Raw genomic sequence first — 18,943 nt, forward strand, 5'->3', positions numbered from 1 at the left:
TTTTTATGTAATTTATTTATAAAAACACACTTACATATTACAGTAAGTGTGCTCCAAACATTTATTTAAGTTTTAAGTATGAATTCATTTTCATTTTTAATATTTCATCAACTGCCCTATTATACCCACCAGCATTTCGAAGTGACTCTCCAACTTTACGACTATTTTCCTTAAACGTTACATCATACGTTACTTTCTCTACAGCTTCACGTAACGATTCAGAAGTTAATTCTTTACGATTAAGCCTTATTCCAGCTCCTACTTCACTCACTCGCTTCGCAACTAAAGGCTGATCTCCTGTTACCGGAATTACAACTAATGGGACACCGTAATATAGTGCTTCACTTGAACTATTCATACCACCGTGTGTCACGAATACATCAGCAAGCTGTAATACTTCTAATTGCGGCACATAATTAAACAACTTAAAGTTATTCGGAATGTTTTTAAATTGACTTATATTTATCTTCTTACCAACAACTAATATGACTGTCGCTTCTACATCTTTAAACGCTTCAAAACATTTTTCATATAGCTCAGGTTGTTCATTAAAAACTGTTCCCATAGAAATGAAAATCAATTTTTTATCTTTTAAATCTTCCATAGGAAAGCGCCCTACTTCTTTACGCGTAGCAATTGATGGGCCGACAAACTTATACGATTCATCGAATACATCTGAACGCGGCTGATATTCCTTTGAAGTATATACAATAGTAATATCACCAGGATGGTTCATAATATCATACATACTATTACATTTCATTCCATACTGTCTATTCCATTTTTCCATTCCTGCTAAACAAGATTGATACAATGGATTCGTTTCATCTACTTTTCTTGATTCATGTTCATCGTTAAAAGTAATGTACTGATTAAAAGCAAACGTTGTACAAGAAGAAACGCTAGGTAATTTTAAAAAATTGGCTATAATACGTCCTACTGGAAAATGATTATCGTATATCAAGTAATCATACTTTTCCCCTTTTGTTTCTTCTACAATTTGAGTAACAATACGCTCTGATGCTTCAATCATATGAGACAGCATCGTCAAAGGACTCCCACCTTCATTTACTCGCTCCATAATATTAATTTGAGAGAGGAAATTCTCAAACACTCGGAATTCTGCACCTGTTTCTTCAATCTTCTTTCTATAATCTTCAATACAATACGAAACAACTGTCTCCCCTCGCCGAATTAACTCACTTACAATAGCTAAAGTCGGATTTATATGACCTTCTCCAGGGAAATTTATTACGAGTACATTTGCCATAATATTCTCTCCTATCTAATATAATTAATAGTTAATCATATTAATTAATTTAAAACTATTAAGTAATCTATTCTACTTCTTCATATATTTCTCTTCATTTTATTATTGAGAAATATTTTTCATAACCTACATTATAACTCTTATAAAAATAGGCTTAACCTTTCATTTATTGAAAAATACGGGATTTATATTCAGGAATTTTTACAGATTTATCGTCAGAAACATTATTTTGATAATTCATACAAAACTAGAAAAATATAATTTTCACACTGATTTCTCACCATAAATTTATTTAAGTTCTATGTTGTCCCCATCATTATCCACTTGGTACATATTTTGTTATATAATGAATTTATAGAATTTACAGAATAACGGGACCTTTCATGCTACAACAACTATTCACTTCACCTATTTTATCTGTTCAAACTTTACACCCAGGCTATGTAGACCATGCAAGCGACGTGTTTCTTGTTAAAACAGAAGCTGAAGAAGTTATTGTTCGTTCCTCAAAAATGACTGAAGAGCCCAACAATGATTTTTGGTGGGGATGTAAAAATCTTTTTGGAATTGATCCAAGGCATGTACATCATTTAGAAACAATACACGCATTATTGAAAAAGCATACTACCTTACCCATCCCGACTATTTTGCAAAAACATGTTTTAAATGAGCGAGAGTATGTAATCGTCGGAAAACTAACCGGAAATACGCTGCAATCATTTATCGAACAACCTGATTCTATTTTATTCAGCCTTGGAAAAGGACTAGCAGAAATTCATTCGTTTCAAGCAGAGTTTATAGGAAACCCATCAAATACTTTCCACATTCCACTAGAAGAATTTAAGTCTCACATATTAAAAGTCAGTAAAGATCTTGTAAATAAGTTCTATTCCGATAACGCGAGCATCCAAAACGCATTCCATACTTTTGAGTCACAGCTCTCTTCCTTGCCGTCACCGAAGGAATCTACACTTGTTTTAATTGATATGGATCCTACTCAGTTTTTATCAGATGGTCAATCTATTACTGGTTTAGTAGATACAGAAGCTTATGCGGTTGCTCCTCGAGAGTTTGATTTTATTGGATTAGAATATGTATTTACAGAAAAAGAGGCTCATGCTTTTAAACAAGGTTACGAAACCATTATGCCCATTCCTCGTCTTGAAGAATGTAGACATCCCTATCGATATTTGTACCGGTTATTATCTGTTCAGGGCAGTGTGGAGTTAGACAAGTGGCTAAGTTCATCCATCCTATTTTTAAATACGAATGAGAGGGATTATGAAATGAATATTGAACAAAAGAAATCTTTAACAGAAAACGAAATTCAGCAAATGAAAGATTTATCTCATATTTGCGGACAACACGATCAAATTGATTACTCGTCAGATTTACATATAAACTTTTTAACTGCCCGTAATATAGAAGTGGTAAATGATTTTCTATTTTATGATGATACTCAATTAATCGGTGCATTAAGTATGTATGACTTTGAGAGACCAACAAAACTGGAGTTAATAGGGTTTGTTCATCCGAACTATAGGAAACAACATATAGGCACTACTCTTTTACAAACCGCAATGAAAGAAATACAAAAAAGAGAGGCAGATGAAGCCCTTCTTATAATTAATGGTGACTCTATTTCGGGGAAATCATTTGCAAAACAAATGAACTTTCCTTATTTATACAGTGAATACGGTATGAAGTTCAAAACAAACGAAGCACAAAAAACATTGAAAAATAATATTAATCTTACCGTTGCATCTTCTGAATTACTTCCTGATCTTATAGAAATCGCTAGTGAAGCTTTTGGAGATTCGGCAGCAAATACATCCACATGGTTACAAAAGATGATGAATTCATCTTCCCATCAAGTTTACAGTGCTCTTATCGATGAAAAAGTGATAGGAACGATTACAGTTACTGAGCAAGAGCAATCTACTACACTATCAGGATTCGCCGTTCATCCTTCTTATCAAGGTAAAGGATATGGTAAAGATATTCTTAGTTATATGGTACGTACACTTATTACAGAAGGAGTTTCAACAATTGAACTAGACGTCGAAACGAAAAATAACAATGCTTTAAAACTATATACACAATGTGGTTTTGAAATTATGACAAAGTATGATTATTATAGATTGTTGGAATAGGAGTGACTTTTCTATCGAGGAAGCATGTTATTTTAGAGACGAAATTATTACCTCTTTAAAATCTGTAGGATGTAACAATATACAACTACACGGTATAAATAGAACATTTTTCATTTGTCAAAAATAAAAAAACTGAATCATATCGATTCAGTTTTTTCTTATTTTTTTCTTAATATATTTACAACCGCAGTCGTTTCATCATTTTTTTTATAAACACGTGGAATTCTTCTATCCAACATGCATGTAACTTCATAATTAATTGTACCTAACATATCTGCTATTTCTTCCACCGCAATCTCTTCTTCACCTTGTTTGCCGTAGAATACAACTTCGTCTCCTACTTGTACTGGCATTGCATTTGTAACATCTAGCATAAGCTGATCCATACAAACACGGCCAATTACAGGTACTCGTACTCCGTTTATTAGTGCATGCCCTTTATTAGATAGCTGACGATTATAACCATCAGCATAACCAATCGGTACAGTTGCAATCCATTCTTCGCCCGTTGTTACATAAGTATTCCCATAGCTAACACCACGATTTTTCTTCGCATGTTTAACATGAGCTACTTTTGATTTTAAAGACAACGCTGGCTGTAAGGAAGCAACTGTATGATCCACTTCTCTTGAAGGATACATACCGTAAATTCCAATACCGACACGAACCATATTTTGAAATGTGTTACTAAGTTCCATTGATCCTGCACTGTTTGAACTATGAATATATGGAAAATGAATTCCTAATTCTCCCGCTGTATTTACAGCTTTCTCAAACAAACTTGTTTGCATATTTGTATAAGTTTTATCTATTTCATCAGCGGTAGAGTAATGTGTAAACATCCCTACTACTTCTACATATCGCATACGTTTTAACTCTTCAAAAAACGGTTTAACTTCTTCTTCCTGTAAACCAATACGGCTCATTCCTGTATCAATTTTCACATGAATTCGCACTTTCTTTTGAAGATGGTTTGCAACTTCATCTATACCTTGTAAATCTTCTACTCTATAAACAGTCATCATAACGTCGTATTGAATTACATCTTCTACAGCTGCTACTGGTGTATATCCTAAAATTAAAATAGGTACAGTAATTCCAGCTTCTCTTAATTCAATTGCTTCATCTACAAATGCAACTGCAAGTTGGTTTATTCCTGCTTCAATAGCCGATTTCGCAACTTCAACTGCCCCATGACCATACCCATTCGCTTTTACAGCAGCCATCATCGCAATATTTTCATCATTCACACGTTTTTTAAATTCTTTTACATTATGTTTTACAGCATTTAAGTCAACTTCAACAATTGTATCTCTTCCATATTTCAAGCTCATTGGTCTAACTCCTAACTCAATAATTACATTCCATTCTATTTCACGTTTCATATGACCTTTTACAATATAATACTTTTCACTATGCTAGTCAAACTACTAGAATTTTCGGAATTTTGAGTATGATATAATACCCTTAAGAAACTATTATATACGGAGGTGAGAATAATTACAATGTTTGTTCCATCTGCATTGAATCAAGTTAAAATTGCTATCGATACTTCCATTCAAATACTGAGCCAGTATACTGAAAGTGATCTGAAAATAAAGCCGATTGAATCAAAGCGGTCATTATTTGAAATGTGCACACATCTTTCCCTTATTTTCCATGCTGATTTACTCATATTAAAGGGTATTACGAAAAAAGACTTACATACCTTTTATATAGAACAAACACCAGAAACAATTACTCAAATACAGCAAACGATGATACAAGGGTACGATTTACTTTCTAAAACTTTTTTATCCTATTCCAATGAAGAATTAGCGGAAATTATGACTGCTTATTGGGGTATTTCTTACTCTCGATTCGAATGGTTACTTGAAATCGTTGCACATTTTTATCATCATCGCGGGCAAATTCATATTTTATTATGTGAGCACATTAAAGATCCTAACATACCTTTATTTCAATAAAGGTATGTTAGACGACATTAAACTTCTTTAAGGCAAATAAAATACCACCTTCACTCGCCTTCTTTGTAACGAAATCAGCTCTTGTTTTTAACTCTTCTCCACCATTCTCCATCGCAATTCCTAGTCCTACATACTGTAACATCTCAATATCATTTCCACCGTCACCAAAAGCAATTGCTTCTGATTTACAAATTTTCAGATGTTCCAATACCTTTTGAATTGCAGTTAGCTTCGATACTTTACTATCTTCCAACACATTCATAACGTAACCATGAAAACGTTCAAACTTAAGTGCTGGATATCTTTCAAAGAATTTTTGAGCTTCTGTTTCATCAGCATACAGACATACACAATAAATCTCTTCTGATAAGTTTCTAACTTTGTCAGGATACCGCTCTAAATTTAACGTTTCATTTAATGCTCGTATTACACGTTCGTCTTTTGAGGCAATACCATTCATTACAAATTCCTCTGTAAAATAAGAAACACTGTGACCATGTAATTCAGCGAAATTTGAAATATCATGAACAATTCCTCTTGAAAGTACCGATTTATGTATAACTTCATCAGCACATTTTATATGTGCACCATTTGCAGAAATAAACGTATTTATGCCTAGTCCCTCAAATTGTGAGCATAAGCTATATGGTCTCCCTGTTGTAACAACTACTTGTATTCCTTTATCTATTAATCTTTGTATCGCTTCTTTTGTACTTTCGTGCATACTTCTGTCAATCTCACTTAAAAGAGTACCATCAACATCAAAAAACACTACTTTGTACATAGGTCTTTACATCCCGTCCAAATGATTCGTATCATTAATGAAATGTACCGTTTTTTGTTCACCATCAATTTCAATTAAGCTTATTCCCGTATCTCCTATTTTAAAGTAATAGTCCATTGAGATTGGCATTTTGAAAAATGCACGTAATATACTATTCATTACACCACCATGTGCAACAATTGCAATTCGGTCATATGTATTCTCTGTCACGATTTTAGAAAAGATTCCTTCTATTCTCATTCTAAATTCAATAAATGATTCCCCGTTTTCAAAACGATCATGAAGAAACTTTGGCTCTGGATATTTTTTCGCCTCTTCAAATGATAAACCTGCTTGCACTCCATTATTGAACTCCATTAATTCCTCTTCTAGTTGAATTGGGCACCCAATTCCTTCTGCTAATGTTTCACCAGTTTCGCGAGCACGTTTTAATGTGCTTGCCCAAATGAAATCTGGCGGGAAATCTGCTTTCACTTTCTGTACAAGCCTTTGCACTTGCTGTCTTCCCTTTTCTGTTAATTCAAAGTCAGCTCGCCCTTCATGTACATTTAAAATATCAGCTTCTGATTCACCGTGGCGTATTAATATTATTTGCATATTTCCCCTGCTCCCTCATTTAATATTCACAAGATTCCATTATATCACATTCTTACCTTTCCATAACAAAAAAGAACGGTCTCCCGTTCCTCACCCATTTACTTTCTCTGCATCGTTCCAATAATACTTACTCAATGCTTCTGTTAATACATCAATCGTGTTATATAATTCATCCAATGTATTATCAACACCACCAACTTCAATTAACATTGCGTTTTTAGATAAATCTTGATTATAAACACCATTTCCATCTTTTTTATACTTCGGAAAAATCCCTCTACTTAATCCGTAATAGTTTTCATCTAAATAACTATTGATTGCTCTTGCAATTTTTTCATTTTCAGCACGCCCTTCATTTTCCATCCCAATTATAAAATATAATCTTGCATACGATTTCCCGTTAATTACTTTTGTTGTTACCTTCTTCCGCTGATCATCACGGTGTATATCAATCGGAAACGCAATTTTATTATTTTGTGCTAATGTTTCTTTTACATATTCATGAGACGCTTTATATGATTGCGGCCATTTCCATTTTTTACTCGCTAATAAATCCCCCATATTCGTTTTATCATGAACTACCGGAATTCCTTGTCCTTCAAGTTGTTCTTTCATACGTTTCCCTAGTAAGGACACATTTACATCTGGACTTGATGGATCGGTAGCCCCTGGTAATAACGGAAAGAAAGATTCCCAGCTATGTGTATGATAAATATATACTGCACTTTCACCTTTTTTCGCTCCGTTCTTTTTCTGAACCGGATTATTCTTTTCAGCTTCTGTAACTTTATCTTTTGCTACTTCTCGCTCTTTCGTTACTTCTTCAATCGGTACACTAGATTCATTTGGGATATTCGTAAAGTTTGTCCCTTCCCCAGCTACGATAATGTTAGAGTAATACTTTGACATACCAGGCACTTCTTTACCGACAAACGTTCTTAAATCTTTAATTTTCAAATCCGTCGCCATCGAGAACATTAAATTTCCAAATGACTCCCTTTTATTCTGCTTAAAATAATCAAATCCGTAATAGCGATTCTCACTTTCTATCATTTGAACAAAACCTTGCATCGATACTTTTCCAAACCATTGATTCGCGTAATTCGATTTCATTGTATGTAAAAGCGACGTCAAAATCGACGCAATAATAATTATGACTAGTGCATATAGAAAGAGTAACGAGATTAGTTTCTTCCCATGTATACGGGTTGCATACTTTTTCACTGTATCACCTTCTTTATACATGGATATGTACAAGCCTTTCGTAATATACGCAAAAAAAAGAGAAATGGCATCCCATTTCTCTTCCTCACTCTTATTGTTCTTTTTCTGTATCTGACGAAGGTAATTTCTTCGTTTGTTTCTCTTTAAAGATTTCCCCAATTGCCCCAAGAGTACCAAGTGTTTCAATTGCATTAGATGGAATAAATACTTTATTTGCTGGGCCTTTTGCAACCTCAATCAATGATTCAAATGATTTATAAGCAAGTACGCGCTCATCTAAATCTGCTGCGCGAAGTAATTCAATTCGGTTTTGTTCTGCTTTTGCAATTTCCTCAATCGCTCTCGCTTCCCCTTGCGCTTCTAATTCTTTCGCTTCTCGTATACCTTCCGCTTCACGAATACGCGCTTCTTTATCCCCTTCAGCCATTAAAATTTTACTTTGTTTTTCCCCTTCAGCACGAAGGACTTTATCTTGTTTCGCTGCTTCAGCTTCTAAAATGATCGCACGTTTATTACGTTCTGCTTTCATTTGTTTTTCCATTGATACTTGCACATCTTTTGGTGGATTAATATCGACTATTTCGACACGCTCAATACGAACGCCCCATTTTTCTGTCGCTTCATCAAGTGCTAAACGAATTTCTGTTGAAATTTTTTCACGACCTGATAATGTTTCATCAAGCTCCATTTTACCAATAATTTGACGCATTGTTGCAGATGTAATATTACGAACACCATATTCATAGTTTGAAATACCATATGTCGCAAGCTCTGGTTCAACAATTTGATAGAAAATAATTGTATCAATTTCTACTTGTACATTATCTTTCGTTATTACCTTTTGTGGTGGTACATTCGTTTGTTGAATACGTAAATCGTGATATACACGAACGCGGTCTACAATTGGGATTAGAATATTTAATCCAGGGTGCATAATCCGTTGAAATTTACCAAATCTTTCAACGACCCCAACTTTTTGCTGAGAAATAATTTTAATTGTCAATGCAATAAATACAACGACAATCAATGCGAAAATAATCGTTAACGTTAATGCTACTGCCATATTTATTCACTCTCCCTTTTCACTTGTAAAATAGTACTATGCCTCTGTATAACAACGATTTTTTCTCCAGCATCAATAGGAGTATCCGAAATAGCTGTCCAAGTATCTCCATCCACTTTCACAATACCGTTCACTTCACTTGTAATCGTTTGCATAACAATTCCCTTTTTACCAACAAGTTTATCTACTGTATCAGTAAAACCTTTTGCTTCTCGAAAGTTTTTAGAAATTCTTTTCGTAAAGAAAGTCAATGTTAAACTTACAATCGCCCCAACAACAACTTGTAAAAATAGTGCATCAGGAGCAAACAAAGCAATAAGACCTCCGACAACAGCTCCAATTCCAAGCCAAAGCATGTAAAACGTAATCGACAACATTTCTGCAATAAATAAAATACCCGCTATTATAAACCAAATCACCCATCCAGCCATATGCAACCCTCACTTTCTTTCTCATTTTCTATATGTATATGAAGAAAAGAATGGTTTATCCGCCCTTTCTCATAGAGGGGGTGTTTGCTACAAGCTATTATATGTATTCGCTGTTACAACAAGCATTAATAAAATGCTATATTAATATATTCTTCATTATACACGAAAATCCCTTTCAAAAAATGACAAAAAATTTAATTCTTTCAAAAATATAACTTACAGATTATAATGATTAAAATTAAAATTAAAAGCAGTATTGATTTGAAAGGTGGTATTCTTATTGCCTAAACGTTCACTAACTTACTATTTGGGCTCCAAAATATGCATTACTCTCGCTGACATTGTATACATAATGATTATTACAACTCACATCTATATTACAACTAGATCAGCTACAATTACTGCTCTTTTTCCATTATTACAAGTTATCACAAATCTTATCGCGAACACCTCTGCACCACTTATAATGAATCGGTTTCCATCTTATTCATTGCTATATACTCTACAATGGATTAAAACAGCTCTTTTAATATTGTTAATGATATTATTTCCTATACTATCAACAAACATTTCTGCTCTTTTAACTTTTGTTATTTTCATTTCATTATGTAGTGGCTGGAGCGCTCCTCTACTATACGCAGTTATCCCGCGCTTAACACCACAAGAAAAATTAGTAAAAGTAAATAGTGTCTTTTCCTTTTCAACACAAATTATACAAGCCGCTGCATACTCATTTACAAGCATAATTGTTCTTCTCATTGGCGTTACTTCGACACTCATGATTAATAACATATTGATGATTTTCGGATGTATTACATTACACCTTTCATTACAATCTATACAAGCTGAACGAGTAGCAGAACCCACTTCTTCGAAAACTACTGCATTATTAGAAGGATGGAAACTGTTATTTCAACACCCATCTCTGCGCATCGTTACAATTATGGACTTAATTGAAACTTTCGCAGGGACGATATGGATCGGTGCTATTACGATGGCATATGTAACGACTGTTCTTCATAAAGGCGAAGATTGGTGGGGATATATTAACACAAGTTATTACGTCGGCACATTAATTGGCGGGATATTAGCGTGGAAAATGAGTACATATATTCAAAAAAATTTAATACGCTCCATGGCGATAGGCTCTCTTATGTTTAGTATTCTTACATTTTTATATGGTATGACAAGTAGCGGATTTATTGCTCTATTTCTTTGTGTTCTAATGGGACCATGTTATCAAATTAGAGATATTTCTCAAACGACGGTTTTACAATCAAGCGTCACTCCTTCTTTATTAGCGAAGATGTATACAGCTCATGGTGCACTTCTCTCGACAGCTTCTGGTCTTTCTATGCTTAGCGTTGGAATTATTACTGATATGTTCGGCGTTCGTACTATTTATATTATCGCCGCTTTTCTTATTTTATGTTCTGCTTGTTTATCCTTTAACTTATTAAAATATCAGAAGACGGAGCAGAAAGATATTTCACTTTAATCAATAAAACAAAAAGGACAGGAATTCCTGTCCTTTTTGTTTTATTCTATTCATGACAAGTTGGGAATCTTCCTATGTTTTGTCGCTTGTTCAAAAGCATATGCTAGTTTAATTAATGCCCCTTCACTAAAAGCAGCACTTGCAAGAGTAATTCCAAAAGGCCTCCCATTATCCATATATCCCGCAGGCATTGCTATAGACGGATAACCTGCTTTCGCACATATAGTAGATCCTATATAAGAAGGGAACAGTATCGCATCAAGATTATATTTTTCCAATGCAAAATCAATACCTTGTTTCTGCGAAAAGTATATATCTTCTAATCTTGCCTTTAAATATTCAGGATTTCTTAACGTATTAGGAAAATCTTTTTTTCTTTCTAACTTAGTTTGTCCATATTTCAAAGCTCTTTCTGCTATGTTTTTATTAAACTCCATTAACTCCGAAATAGAATGTACTGGAATAGTAGAAGGTAATTTAGAAAGATAGTTATCTAAGCTATGCTTCAGTTCATAAAGCGGAACTCCCCAGCTCCATTCTCTATGAAAAGATGGAATATCAATATCTTCTACTATTGTCGCTCCCTTACTACGTAAAACTTGAATCGTTTCCTTAAACAATTTTTCATCGTATTCTCCAGATTCATAATAATCTTTTGGCGCATTGCTAAATACACCAATCTTCGCCCCCTTTAAACCGTTAGCATCAAGATAAGATGTATAATCTTGATATGCCATGCCTTCACTTTTATGAGTGGCTACATCCTTCTCATCCACCCCAGTTAGACTCCCTAGTAAAATAGCAGCATCTGTTACTGTTCTAGCAAATGGCCCAGCTGTATCTTGTGAATAAGTGAAAGGAATAATTCCACTACGACTAATTAACCCAACAGTCGGCTTAATACCTACAACCGAGTTTTGAACAGCTGGGCTCAAAATAGAAGCATCTGTCTCTGTTCCAACGGATAATACAGTAAAGTTAGCGGCAACTGCTATAGCAGACCCTGTACTTGAGCCACCAACGAACATATCATCCTTTCCTGTACCGTAAGGATTAATTGTTTGACCACCTCTAGCGCTATATCCAGCCCACATTTCAAAAGACATTGCATTTGCTAGTTCTGTCATATTTGTTTTACCTATTATAATTGATCCTGCTTCTCGAAGTTTTGTAACGAGAAATGCATCTTCACTACTTATATTTTGTTCTAGGGCAATCGTACCAGCACTTGTATGCATCGAGTCATTCGTTTCAATATTATCCTTAAGTAAAACAGGTATACCATGTAATGGACCTCTTACACCTTTTGTCTTTCTTTCATAATCTAACGCTTCTGCAATAAAGATAGCATCTGGATTGATTTCTAAAATAGAATTGATTTTCGGTCCATCTTGGTCATACTTTGCGATTCTATGAAGGTAATACATGACTAGTTCTTTTGAAGTTAACTTCCCAGCTTCCATTTCCTTTTGAATATCATGAATTGTTAATTCTTTTTGCAGTAGGGTATTGAACTGAATTTCCATTTTCATTCTCCTTTTATAAGTCCTTTTATATATGACGTATGTCTATTACTTTTTCATTTTCTCCGCTCCTCGTATTAACAACTACTATCCCTATACAGGAATTCAACTCGCCAGTTTAAAAACCTTTAATTTCCAGAGAAATAAAAAGAGTCTGAAACGAATACAATATCGCCTCAGACCCTTTTTATTATTTTACATATACCTCTTCTAACAAATGTAAAAACTCGCCTTGTTTACCTGCTAATTCAGGGCATTTGTTAATATCAACCCACTCATAACAAAATACTAAACCTTTGTCTTCCTCACCAGCACTTACTATATGTTCCCACGTATCTTTCACATCTGTTAATAATGAAATATGGAAAAAATGACGTTTTTGATATTCCTTTTTTTCTTTCATATAAATAATGTAATCAGAAAGGAAGCGCTCGATACAAAAATGGCGTAGTCCTGACTCTTCTTGTACTTCACGTAAAATTGCTGCCTCTAACGTTTCGCCTTCATCTACTGTCCCGCCTGGCACTTGGATACCAGCCTCTCGTATATCACGATGTTTAAAAACGAGTAGTTGCATAACCCCTTCTTTTTCTCTCGTAATATATGCATGTACCTTTTTCTTATATAACATCGTCATCTTAGCCCACTCCCCTCAATTCATTACTGCGTTACTTCTTCAATCGTCAGTTGGTTTTCATATAAATATGTAGCTTGCGGATTCCCAACATACCGTACATGCCACGGTTCATAACGATAACCGGTAATCCCTTCTTTCTCTTTCGTATATCTAATAACAAAACCAAATTTATGGGCATTTTCAGAAAGCCACTTTCCTTCTTTCGTCTCCCCAAAAACAGTTTCTAGCTGAAATTTAGCAGATTGAGATGTAATATCCATAGCTAGTCCTGTTTGATGTTCACTCGTACCAGGGACTGCACTAGACATCGCTGTCTTTGCTTCTCCATCTTGTCTTTTATACATCGTATTTAATGCTTTTTGTCGATCAAAAGATCTAAATCCAGAGACTGCAAAAAGGAAAATCCGCTCCTTATTGGCTTGCTGAAACATTTCCTCAAGTGCCGCCGCTGCCTCTTTCCTCATCTTTTTCTTCTCTTGATCACCTTCACTAGAGTAACGTACTTTCGGAACAACTAAATCTGGCGGTCTATACCCATCTGGTAAACGCCTATTTTTATTCACAAGTACAAGCATCGAATTTGGATTACTAATGACTGCGATATCCCCATCCATATTAGCAATCGTTTCTTTAGCTTTCGGAAATATATTATTTACATTTACTTCCTTCGCCTCTTGATCCTTGTACATCTTATAATTTATTCCTGCTACTCCAATGATCAGTATCATCGCTACGATACCAAGTAGTGCCCATCTTTTTTTCATATAACGACCTCTTATTTTAATAATTTGGCCATTTCATACTCATCGACACCTTTTCCATCGATGATAAGAGCAGATTTTTTGACACCTTCTTGTTCAAATCCAATTTTGCTATATAGTGCCTGAGCTCTTGTATTGTGGGCCATTACCGTTAATTCTAAACGCCATACATCATGTAATCTTGCCCACTTCTCTACTTCTTTAAACAGACTCGTTCCAATACCTCGGCCACTATACTCTTGCAAAATACCAATTACAATGCCTGCCACATGTCTCTTTCTTTGAACATCATTACCATTGGCTAAAATAAATCCAACTACTCTATCATCTTTAACTGCTACAAATATTGTTGCATATTCATTTTCTATAAAACGGTGGACCATCTTTTCTTGTTGCTCTACTGTCGTTTTTCTTTCCCCTGGTTCGTATAACATAAATTTCGTTTCTTCGTCTAACTGCTTACTTAATTGTAAAAATGATGCTGCATCTTCTACTCTAACCTCTCGTATCACCTTGATCCCCTACCCATTCTGTTAGTTAAAAGTTTTCCTTGTAAAAAGATTTTCTCCACTATTCCGAAAATTCCTTTTTAAATTTCTTACTATAAATAGACAAATTTCGATATCAATATAATAATAGGGAATTTTGTCTATAATGTGACATTTATTTCTACCTATAGATTATGAACAAACAAACAAAAACGTAAGCTTCTTGCTTACGTTTTCCCCATATTAACGAGTATCCTGATTGATGAGGGCTAATAATCAGTTGGATGAACACTCCGGCTAATTAAATTCCCACTTTATCCATTCACTTTTTCAGCTTGCCAAAAATATTCTCCAAATGCCTTAGCAAGAGCATCAATCGATCGATTCAATTCTTCATCTGTATTATCTACGCCACCAACTTCAATTAAAATCGCCTGTCCTGATAAGTCTTGATTATAGACTCCATTTCCTGTTTGGAAGCCTTTTTGAATAACACCACGGCTCACTCCTGGATATTTCTTATTAATTTCCTCATGAAGAGCTGTTGCTAATTGTAAGTTCTTTTCATAATTTTTATTTCCTTTCCCAATTACAAAAGCAAGCTTTGCATATGATTTATCTCCAATTGTTTTTGTCGTGACATTTTTCCGTGCACTATCACGGTGCAAATCGAAAAAATATTGGAGTTCTTTATTACCGGCCATCGCTTCTTGTACAATTTCTCGTGACAGTTTATAAGAACTATTACTGTTTAATCCTTTACTTATTAACTTTTGGCCGACATCAGTCTTATCGTTAGTAGCACCTATACCTTCACTTTCCAGTTGTTCCCGAAAACGATCTCCAACTATTGAAATATTCGTTACAGAACTCGTTGCTTTATTCGGATCTGGGTCATTCGTTAAGTTCAGTAACGGCAAATAAGATTCCCAACTATGTGTATGATAAATGAATGCAACTTGTCTTTTTCCCGTCGTTTGAGATGGTTGTTTCTTCTCTTTATTCGGATCAGGCTTAGGAACTTGTCCAGCTTCTCCAGTCCGTTCCTTCACTACTTCTTCAAGAGGAACACTCGATTCTATCGGTAAGTTGGAGTAATTTGTTCCTTCACCTGCTATAACGATTTCTGTATCATATTTCCCAAATCCCGGAAGTTCTTTCCCGACAAAACTACGTACATCATCAAAACGAATATTCGTAGCCATCGAAAAGAGGAATGAAGAAATAGAAAAGTCTTGATTCAAATTCCGGTACTCCTGTGTAAAATAATGATTCTCCTTCCCAATAACGTACATGTAACCATTCATTGATAACTCATTTAACCAATTATATAAATACGTTGACTTTGTCTCTTTCATGGAAGTTACCATTACACTAATAAGAAAGAAAGTCGCTAATACCGTAGTAATAATAAATATAATTAACTTGCGTACACTTGTTAATTTCACGTAAAAAAAGCCTCGATTCATACTATCACCCTCTCTATTTCAAGTTATGTACAAGCTCTAGAGAATAGACCGCTTAAATTCCGGCTATATTGTTAATGAGGTGAAATGAATTGAAGCTACTAATAGGAACATTACCAATCGTCTTATCATTTATTTTTTATTTGTTTGCTTTACATCCTAAAATTCGTATTGTGCTACATATTTCCGCATACTTAGCACTGTATGTACTCGGGACAATTATTTCTATTAATATATATGATGTTTTAATACAAAATTTAGTTTTCATGACAAGCATTCATGGAATTTTACTGAATCCATTTTTCCTTATTGCAGGAGCGTATATAGGAACATACACTTTATACTTACTTTTGTCTTACATTATTACAAATATAAAAAATGGAGCGTAATGAAATGCAACCACCGTTCATCTGTCATAAATGTAAAAAAAGAATAACGAGAAGGAAAGATCTTATTACCTCTACATGGCATTTCCGCTTTTATTTATTTCACAACACTTGTTTCAAAAATCAGCAATTATTTGTCTCACGTTTTATTCCTATAAATACACTCTTTGGTTTCTTTCTTATTATACATGGGCTTATTGCTGGCAGCATTTTAATGTTCACGGAGCCATCTATCGTTTGGCTTATTTTTTTACTTCCTATCTTATATCGGTTTCTTTCCTATTATTACGTTGAACGTTTTTTCTGTAAATAACTAGTAGATTTACCTCTAGGAATGCTTAAACACTCCCATTCATTTTCTTTTAACATTTTACCAATGTAAATGATTTGTCCAATATGTAAAGCATAATGAGAAATTTGCCTTTCGATTGCTTGCATGACAGTGTGCTCTTCTCCGCGAATGTATACTTTCTGCAGAACATTCTCTGGCGTTAAATTATCCAAAGCTTCAAAAACATAATCCCATCCTTCTTGCCACACAGTAAGAGCTTCTTGTTTTGAATTGTAGCCTCCCTCAAATTCAACATCTCGATTACGATCTGCTTTTTCACCATCAGACGTTAAAAAATCCGTCCATCTTGAACGCATATTACCATGTAAATGCTTAATGATAATCGCAATACTATTCGTCTCTTTATGAGAAGACCACATTATTTGTTCATAAGATAATTGAGAAAGTACACGTTCTCCTTGTTTTTGTGTTGCCTTGAAATTCGAAATAGCACATTGTAAATATTCTCGTCCGATATCCATGTTTACCCCTACCTTCACACTAACTAATTTTCGTTCCATTTGGCAATTCCATATTAGGCTGAAGCAACACAACATCACCAGCTTCAGGAACTCCACCTAATACAAGCACTTCCGATTTAAATCCAGCTACACGCTTTGGCGGAAAATTTACAACAGCAACAATTTGCTGACCGATTAAGTCTTCTGGATTATATCTCTTCGTAATTTGAGCACTTGACTGCTTGACCCCAAGCTCCCCAAAATCAATTTCTAGTTTAATCGCTGGCACTCTCGCTTCTTTAAATTCCTCTGCATGTGTTACAGTTCCAATTCGTAAATCCAAAGTCAAAAAATCTTCAAAACTAGCCATTTTATCATTCCTCCCAATTATTACTTAGACAAAATACAAAAATCCCCTTTTAAAAAAAGAAAGGCGCCTAAGCACCTTTCTTTTGTAATTCACTTAATTCATTTGATTTATAGAAGAAGAACCCGAGAATCCCGCCAATACATGATGGGATTAACCATCCTATTCCTTCTTTATATAATGGTAACATTTGTAGAACATTAGAAATTGCGTCAATTTTAATATTCGCACTTTCTAAGCCATTAAATAAACTAATTGACAATGCACCTAATATTGCACCAATATAAATTGTATTTCGCTTTCCAATCCATTTATGGAAATATGAAAGTACGATTAATACAATTGCAACTGGATAAATAATCATTAACACAGGTAAAGTGACTGCGATTAATTGTGTTAAACCTAAGTTAGATACAATTAAACTAAACACACATACCATTGTTACAATCGTTTTATGCGAAAGTTTTGGGAATACGTTTGTAAAGAAGCCCGCACAAGCAGATGTTAATCCAACAGAAGTTGTTAAACAAGCGAGTATAATAATAAGTCCTAATAAAATTTTACCACTTGTTCCATATAACTCATTTACAACATTCGTTAAAATAAGTCCACCATTCTCTGAGATCCCAAGTGATGTACTTGTTGAACCAAGATAAGCAAGTGATAAATAGATTAACGTTAAACCAAGTACAGCAATAATACCTGATACAATTGTTATTTTTGCAACTTGACTACTCTCTTTTATTCCTTTAGAGCGGATAACTTGTACAACGACAATTCCAAATACGAGTGCGCTAATTGCATCCATCGTTAAATATCCTTGAATAAATCCACCAAAGAAAGCATTTTCTTTGTATGCCGCTAGCGGCGCAGCTGGTTCTCCAATCGGATCAATAATTGCCTTTCCGACAATAACAGCAACAATCAATACTAACAATGGTGTAAGAAATTTCCCGAACCAATCCACTAATTTAGATGGATTTAATGATAAATACCACGTTATTCCGAAGAAAACTATAGTGAAAAGAAATAGCATGTACCACTCAGAAACCATTGTCTCTGATAGAAATGGCTTCATACCCATTTCAAATGAAACAGCTCCAGTACGCGGAATCGCGAAAAATGGTCCAATCGCTAAATAACTAATCAATGGGAAAATAAACGCAAATATAGGGTGAACTCTAGAAGATAGCGCTTTCAAGTCCCCCTCTACAAACGCGACAGCTGTTACAGCTAATAGGGGTAATCCGACTCCCGTTACAAGGAATCCAATTGTAGCAATCCAAACATTTTCTCCTGCTTGTTGACCTAAAACTGGCGGGAAAATTAAATTTCCTGCCCCTAAAAATAGTGCAAATAACATTAAACCAATCGCTACCGTATCACCTGGCCTTAAACGTCCCTTCATGCTTTTCATTTGCATAGCACTTTTTCATTGTTTATCTCTCTTTTCACAATATGCTATGCATCCTCCTCTCTGCTCAAGATGATAAAATATGCCCCTTACAAAGCAATGTCTTTCTCCATAATTTCTCC

20 protein-coding genes and 2 pseudogenes are annotated in these 18,943 nt (G+C 34.6%); 7 read left to right on the forward strand and 15 right to left on the reverse strand.

Annotated elements, in window-relative coordinates; genetic code table 11:
* Positions 1 to 61 precede the first annotated feature (61 nt).
* Entirely contained in the window at positions 62 to 1,270 is a 1,209-nt protein-coding gene (locus MR155_RS05540) for a macrolide family glycosyltransferase (protein ID WP_219302089.1), read from the reverse strand.
* A 383-nt stretch (positions 1,271 to 1,653) separates the two neighbouring features.
* Here MR155_RS05540 and MR155_RS05545 point away from each other — a divergent pair.
* The 3 genes and pseudogenes from MR155_RS05545 to MR155_RS32215 form a co-directional block, all read left to right on the forward strand.
* A pseudogene (locus tag MR155_RS05545) lies at positions 1,654 to 2,533 on the forward strand (phosphotransferase).
* A 23-nt stretch (positions 2,534 to 2,556) separates the two neighbouring features.
* On the forward strand, positions 2,557 to 3,423 hold the full coding sequence (locus MR155_RS05550; RefSeq protein ID WP_113938539.1) for a GNAT family N-acetyltransferase: 867 nt from the start codon (positions 2,557 to 2,559) through the stop codon (positions 3,421 to 3,423).
* A pseudogene (locus MR155_RS32215) lies at positions 3,416 to 3,550 on the forward strand (class I SAM-dependent methyltransferase); the annotation flags it as partial. The gene MR155_RS05550 and the pseudogene MR155_RS32215, both read left to right, overlap by 8 nt.
* 31 nt (positions 3,551 to 3,581) lie before the next feature.
* On the opposite strand, the gene alr reads toward MR155_RS32215, so the two are convergent.
* Positions 3,582 to 4,757: an alanine racemase gene (gene alr / locus MR155_RS05555; protein WP_219302088.1), complete on the reverse strand. Its 1,176-nt coding sequence runs from the start codon at positions 4,755 to 4,757 to the stop codon at positions 3,582 to 3,584.
* A gap of 171 nt (positions 4,758 to 4,928) precedes the next feature.
* On the opposite strand from alr, the gene MR155_RS05560 reads away from it, so the two are divergent.
* The gene (locus MR155_RS05560) at positions 4,929 to 5,390 is read left to right on the forward strand and encodes a DinB family protein (RefSeq protein WP_242308599.1); all 462 of its coding nucleotides are present in this window, start codon (positions 4,929 to 4,931) and stop codon (positions 5,388 to 5,390) included.
* A gap of 7 nt (positions 5,391 to 5,397) precedes the next feature.
* On the opposite strand, the gene MR155_RS05565 is transcribed toward MR155_RS05560, so the two are convergent.
* From MR155_RS05565 to MR155_RS05585, 5 genes are all read right to left on the reverse strand, one after another.
* Positions 5,398 to 6,174: a Cof-type HAD-IIB family hydrolase gene (locus tag MR155_RS05565; RefSeq protein ID WP_242308609.1), complete on the reverse strand. Its 777-nt coding sequence runs from the start codon at positions 6,172 to 6,174 to the stop codon at positions 5,398 to 5,400.
* Positions 6,175 to 6,180: 6 nt separating this feature from the next.
* Positions 6,181 to 6,771 carry a histidine phosphatase family protein gene (locus MR155_RS05570; RefSeq protein ID WP_113938535.1) on the reverse strand — a complete coding sequence of 197 codons (591 nt, stop codon included), beginning with the start codon at positions 6,769 to 6,771 and terminating at the stop codon, positions 6,181 to 6,183.
* A 90-nt stretch (positions 6,772 to 6,861) separates the two neighbouring features.
* Positions 6,862 to 7,995 carry a stage II sporulation protein P gene (gene spoIIP / locus MR155_RS05575; RefSeq protein ID WP_307896995.1) on the reverse strand — a complete coding sequence of 378 codons (1,134 nt, stop codon included), beginning with the start codon at positions 7,993 to 7,995 and terminating at the stop codon, positions 6,862 to 6,864.
* Between the two features lie 91 nt (positions 7,996 to 8,086).
* Entirely contained in the window at positions 8,087 to 9,058 is a 972-nt protein-coding gene (locus MR155_RS05580; protein ID WP_002012471.1) for an SPFH domain-containing protein, read from the reverse strand.
* A 2-nt stretch (positions 9,059 to 9,060) separates the two neighbouring features.
* Complete coding sequence (locus MR155_RS05585) at positions 9,061 to 9,489, reverse strand: NfeD family protein (RefSeq protein ID WP_219302084.1); 429 nt, start codon at positions 9,487 to 9,489, stop codon at positions 9,061 to 9,063.
* A 280-nt stretch (positions 9,490 to 9,769) separates the two neighbouring features.
* Between MR155_RS05585 and MR155_RS05590 the strand changes: the two genes are divergently transcribed.
* Positions 9,770 to 10,987, forward strand: coding sequence for an MFS transporter (locus MR155_RS05590; RefSeq protein WP_219302083.1), 1,218 nt, complete (start codon positions 9,770 to 9,772; stop codon positions 10,985 to 10,987).
* A 50-nt stretch (positions 10,988 to 11,037) separates the two neighbouring features.
* Here MR155_RS05590 and MR155_RS05595 read toward each other — a convergent pair whose 3' ends face one another.
* The 5 genes from MR155_RS05595 to spoIIP (MR155_RS05615) all read right to left on the reverse strand — a co-directional run bounded on the left by MR155_RS05595 (position 11,038) and on the right by spoIIP (MR155_RS05615) (position 15,865).
* Positions 11,038 to 12,513, reverse strand: a complete 1,476-nt coding sequence (locus MR155_RS05595) for an amidase family protein (RefSeq protein WP_201067013.1) — start codon at positions 12,511 to 12,513, stop codon at positions 11,038 to 11,040.
* A 187-nt stretch (positions 12,514 to 12,700) separates the two neighbouring features.
* Positions 12,701 to 13,147 (reverse strand): NUDIX hydrolase, encoded by a 447-nt coding sequence (locus MR155_RS05600; protein WP_002127013.1) that lies wholly within the window; start codon positions 13,145 to 13,147, stop codon positions 12,701 to 12,703.
* Positions 13,148 to 13,170: 23 nt separating this feature from the next.
* Complete coding sequence (locus tag MR155_RS05605; protein ID WP_219302082.1) at positions 13,171 to 13,911, reverse strand: M15 family metallopeptidase; 741 nt, start codon at positions 13,909 to 13,911, stop codon at positions 13,171 to 13,173.
* Positions 13,912 to 13,922: 11 nt separating this feature from the next.
* Entirely contained in the window at positions 13,923 to 14,420 is a 498-nt protein-coding gene (locus MR155_RS05610) for a GNAT family N-acetyltransferase (RefSeq protein WP_242308611.1), read from the reverse strand.
* Positions 14,421 to 14,710: 290 nt separating this feature from the next.
* Positions 14,711 to 15,865 (reverse strand): stage II sporulation protein SpoIIP, encoded by a 1,155-nt coding sequence (spoIIP, locus tag MR155_RS05615; protein ID WP_219302080.1) that lies wholly within the window; start codon positions 15,863 to 15,865, stop codon positions 14,711 to 14,713.
* Positions 15,866 to 15,954: 89 nt separating this feature from the next.
* Here spoIIP (MR155_RS05615) and MR155_RS05620 point away from each other — a divergent pair, with 89 nt between their 5' ends.
* The gene (locus tag MR155_RS05620; RefSeq protein ID WP_002012463.1) at positions 15,955 to 16,251 is read left to right on the forward strand and encodes a hypothetical protein; all 297 of its coding nucleotides are present in this window, start codon (positions 15,955 to 15,957) and stop codon (positions 16,249 to 16,251) included.
* 4 nt (positions 16,252 to 16,255) lie between these two features.
* On the forward strand, positions 16,256 to 16,561 hold the full coding sequence (locus MR155_RS05625; protein WP_113938298.1) for a permease: 306 nt from the start codon (positions 16,256 to 16,258) through the stop codon (positions 16,559 to 16,561).
* On the opposite strand, the gene MR155_RS05630 is transcribed toward MR155_RS05625, so the two are convergent.
* The 3 genes from MR155_RS05630 to brnQ4 form a co-directional block, all read right to left on the reverse strand.
* On the reverse strand, positions 16,534 to 17,100 hold the full coding sequence (locus tag MR155_RS05630) for a DUF1572 domain-containing protein (protein WP_113938297.1): 567 nt from the start codon (positions 17,098 to 17,100) through the stop codon (positions 16,534 to 16,536). The genes MR155_RS05625 and MR155_RS05630 overlap by 28 nt on opposite strands.
* Positions 17,081 to 17,410 carry a chaperone CsaA gene (gene csaA, locus MR155_RS05635; RefSeq protein ID WP_113938296.1) on the reverse strand — a complete coding sequence of 110 codons (330 nt, stop codon included), beginning with the start codon at positions 17,408 to 17,410 and terminating at the stop codon, positions 17,081 to 17,083. Before csaA ends, MR155_RS05630 begins: the two co-directional genes overlap by 20 nt.
* 67 nt (positions 17,411 to 17,477) lie before the next feature.
* Entirely contained in the window at positions 17,478 to 18,815 is a 1,338-nt protein-coding gene (gene brnQ4 / locus MR155_RS05640) for a branched-chain amino acid transport system II carrier protein BrnQ4 (RefSeq protein ID WP_396027162.1), read from the reverse strand.
* Between the last annotated feature and the right edge of the window lie 128 nt (positions 18,816 to 18,943).

Source organism: Bacillus cereus group sp. BfR-BA-01331, from assembly GCF_022663915.1.
GTDB classification, from domain to species: domain Bacteria; phylum Bacillota; class Bacilli; order Bacillales; family Bacillaceae_G; genus Bacillus_A; species Bacillus_A mycoides.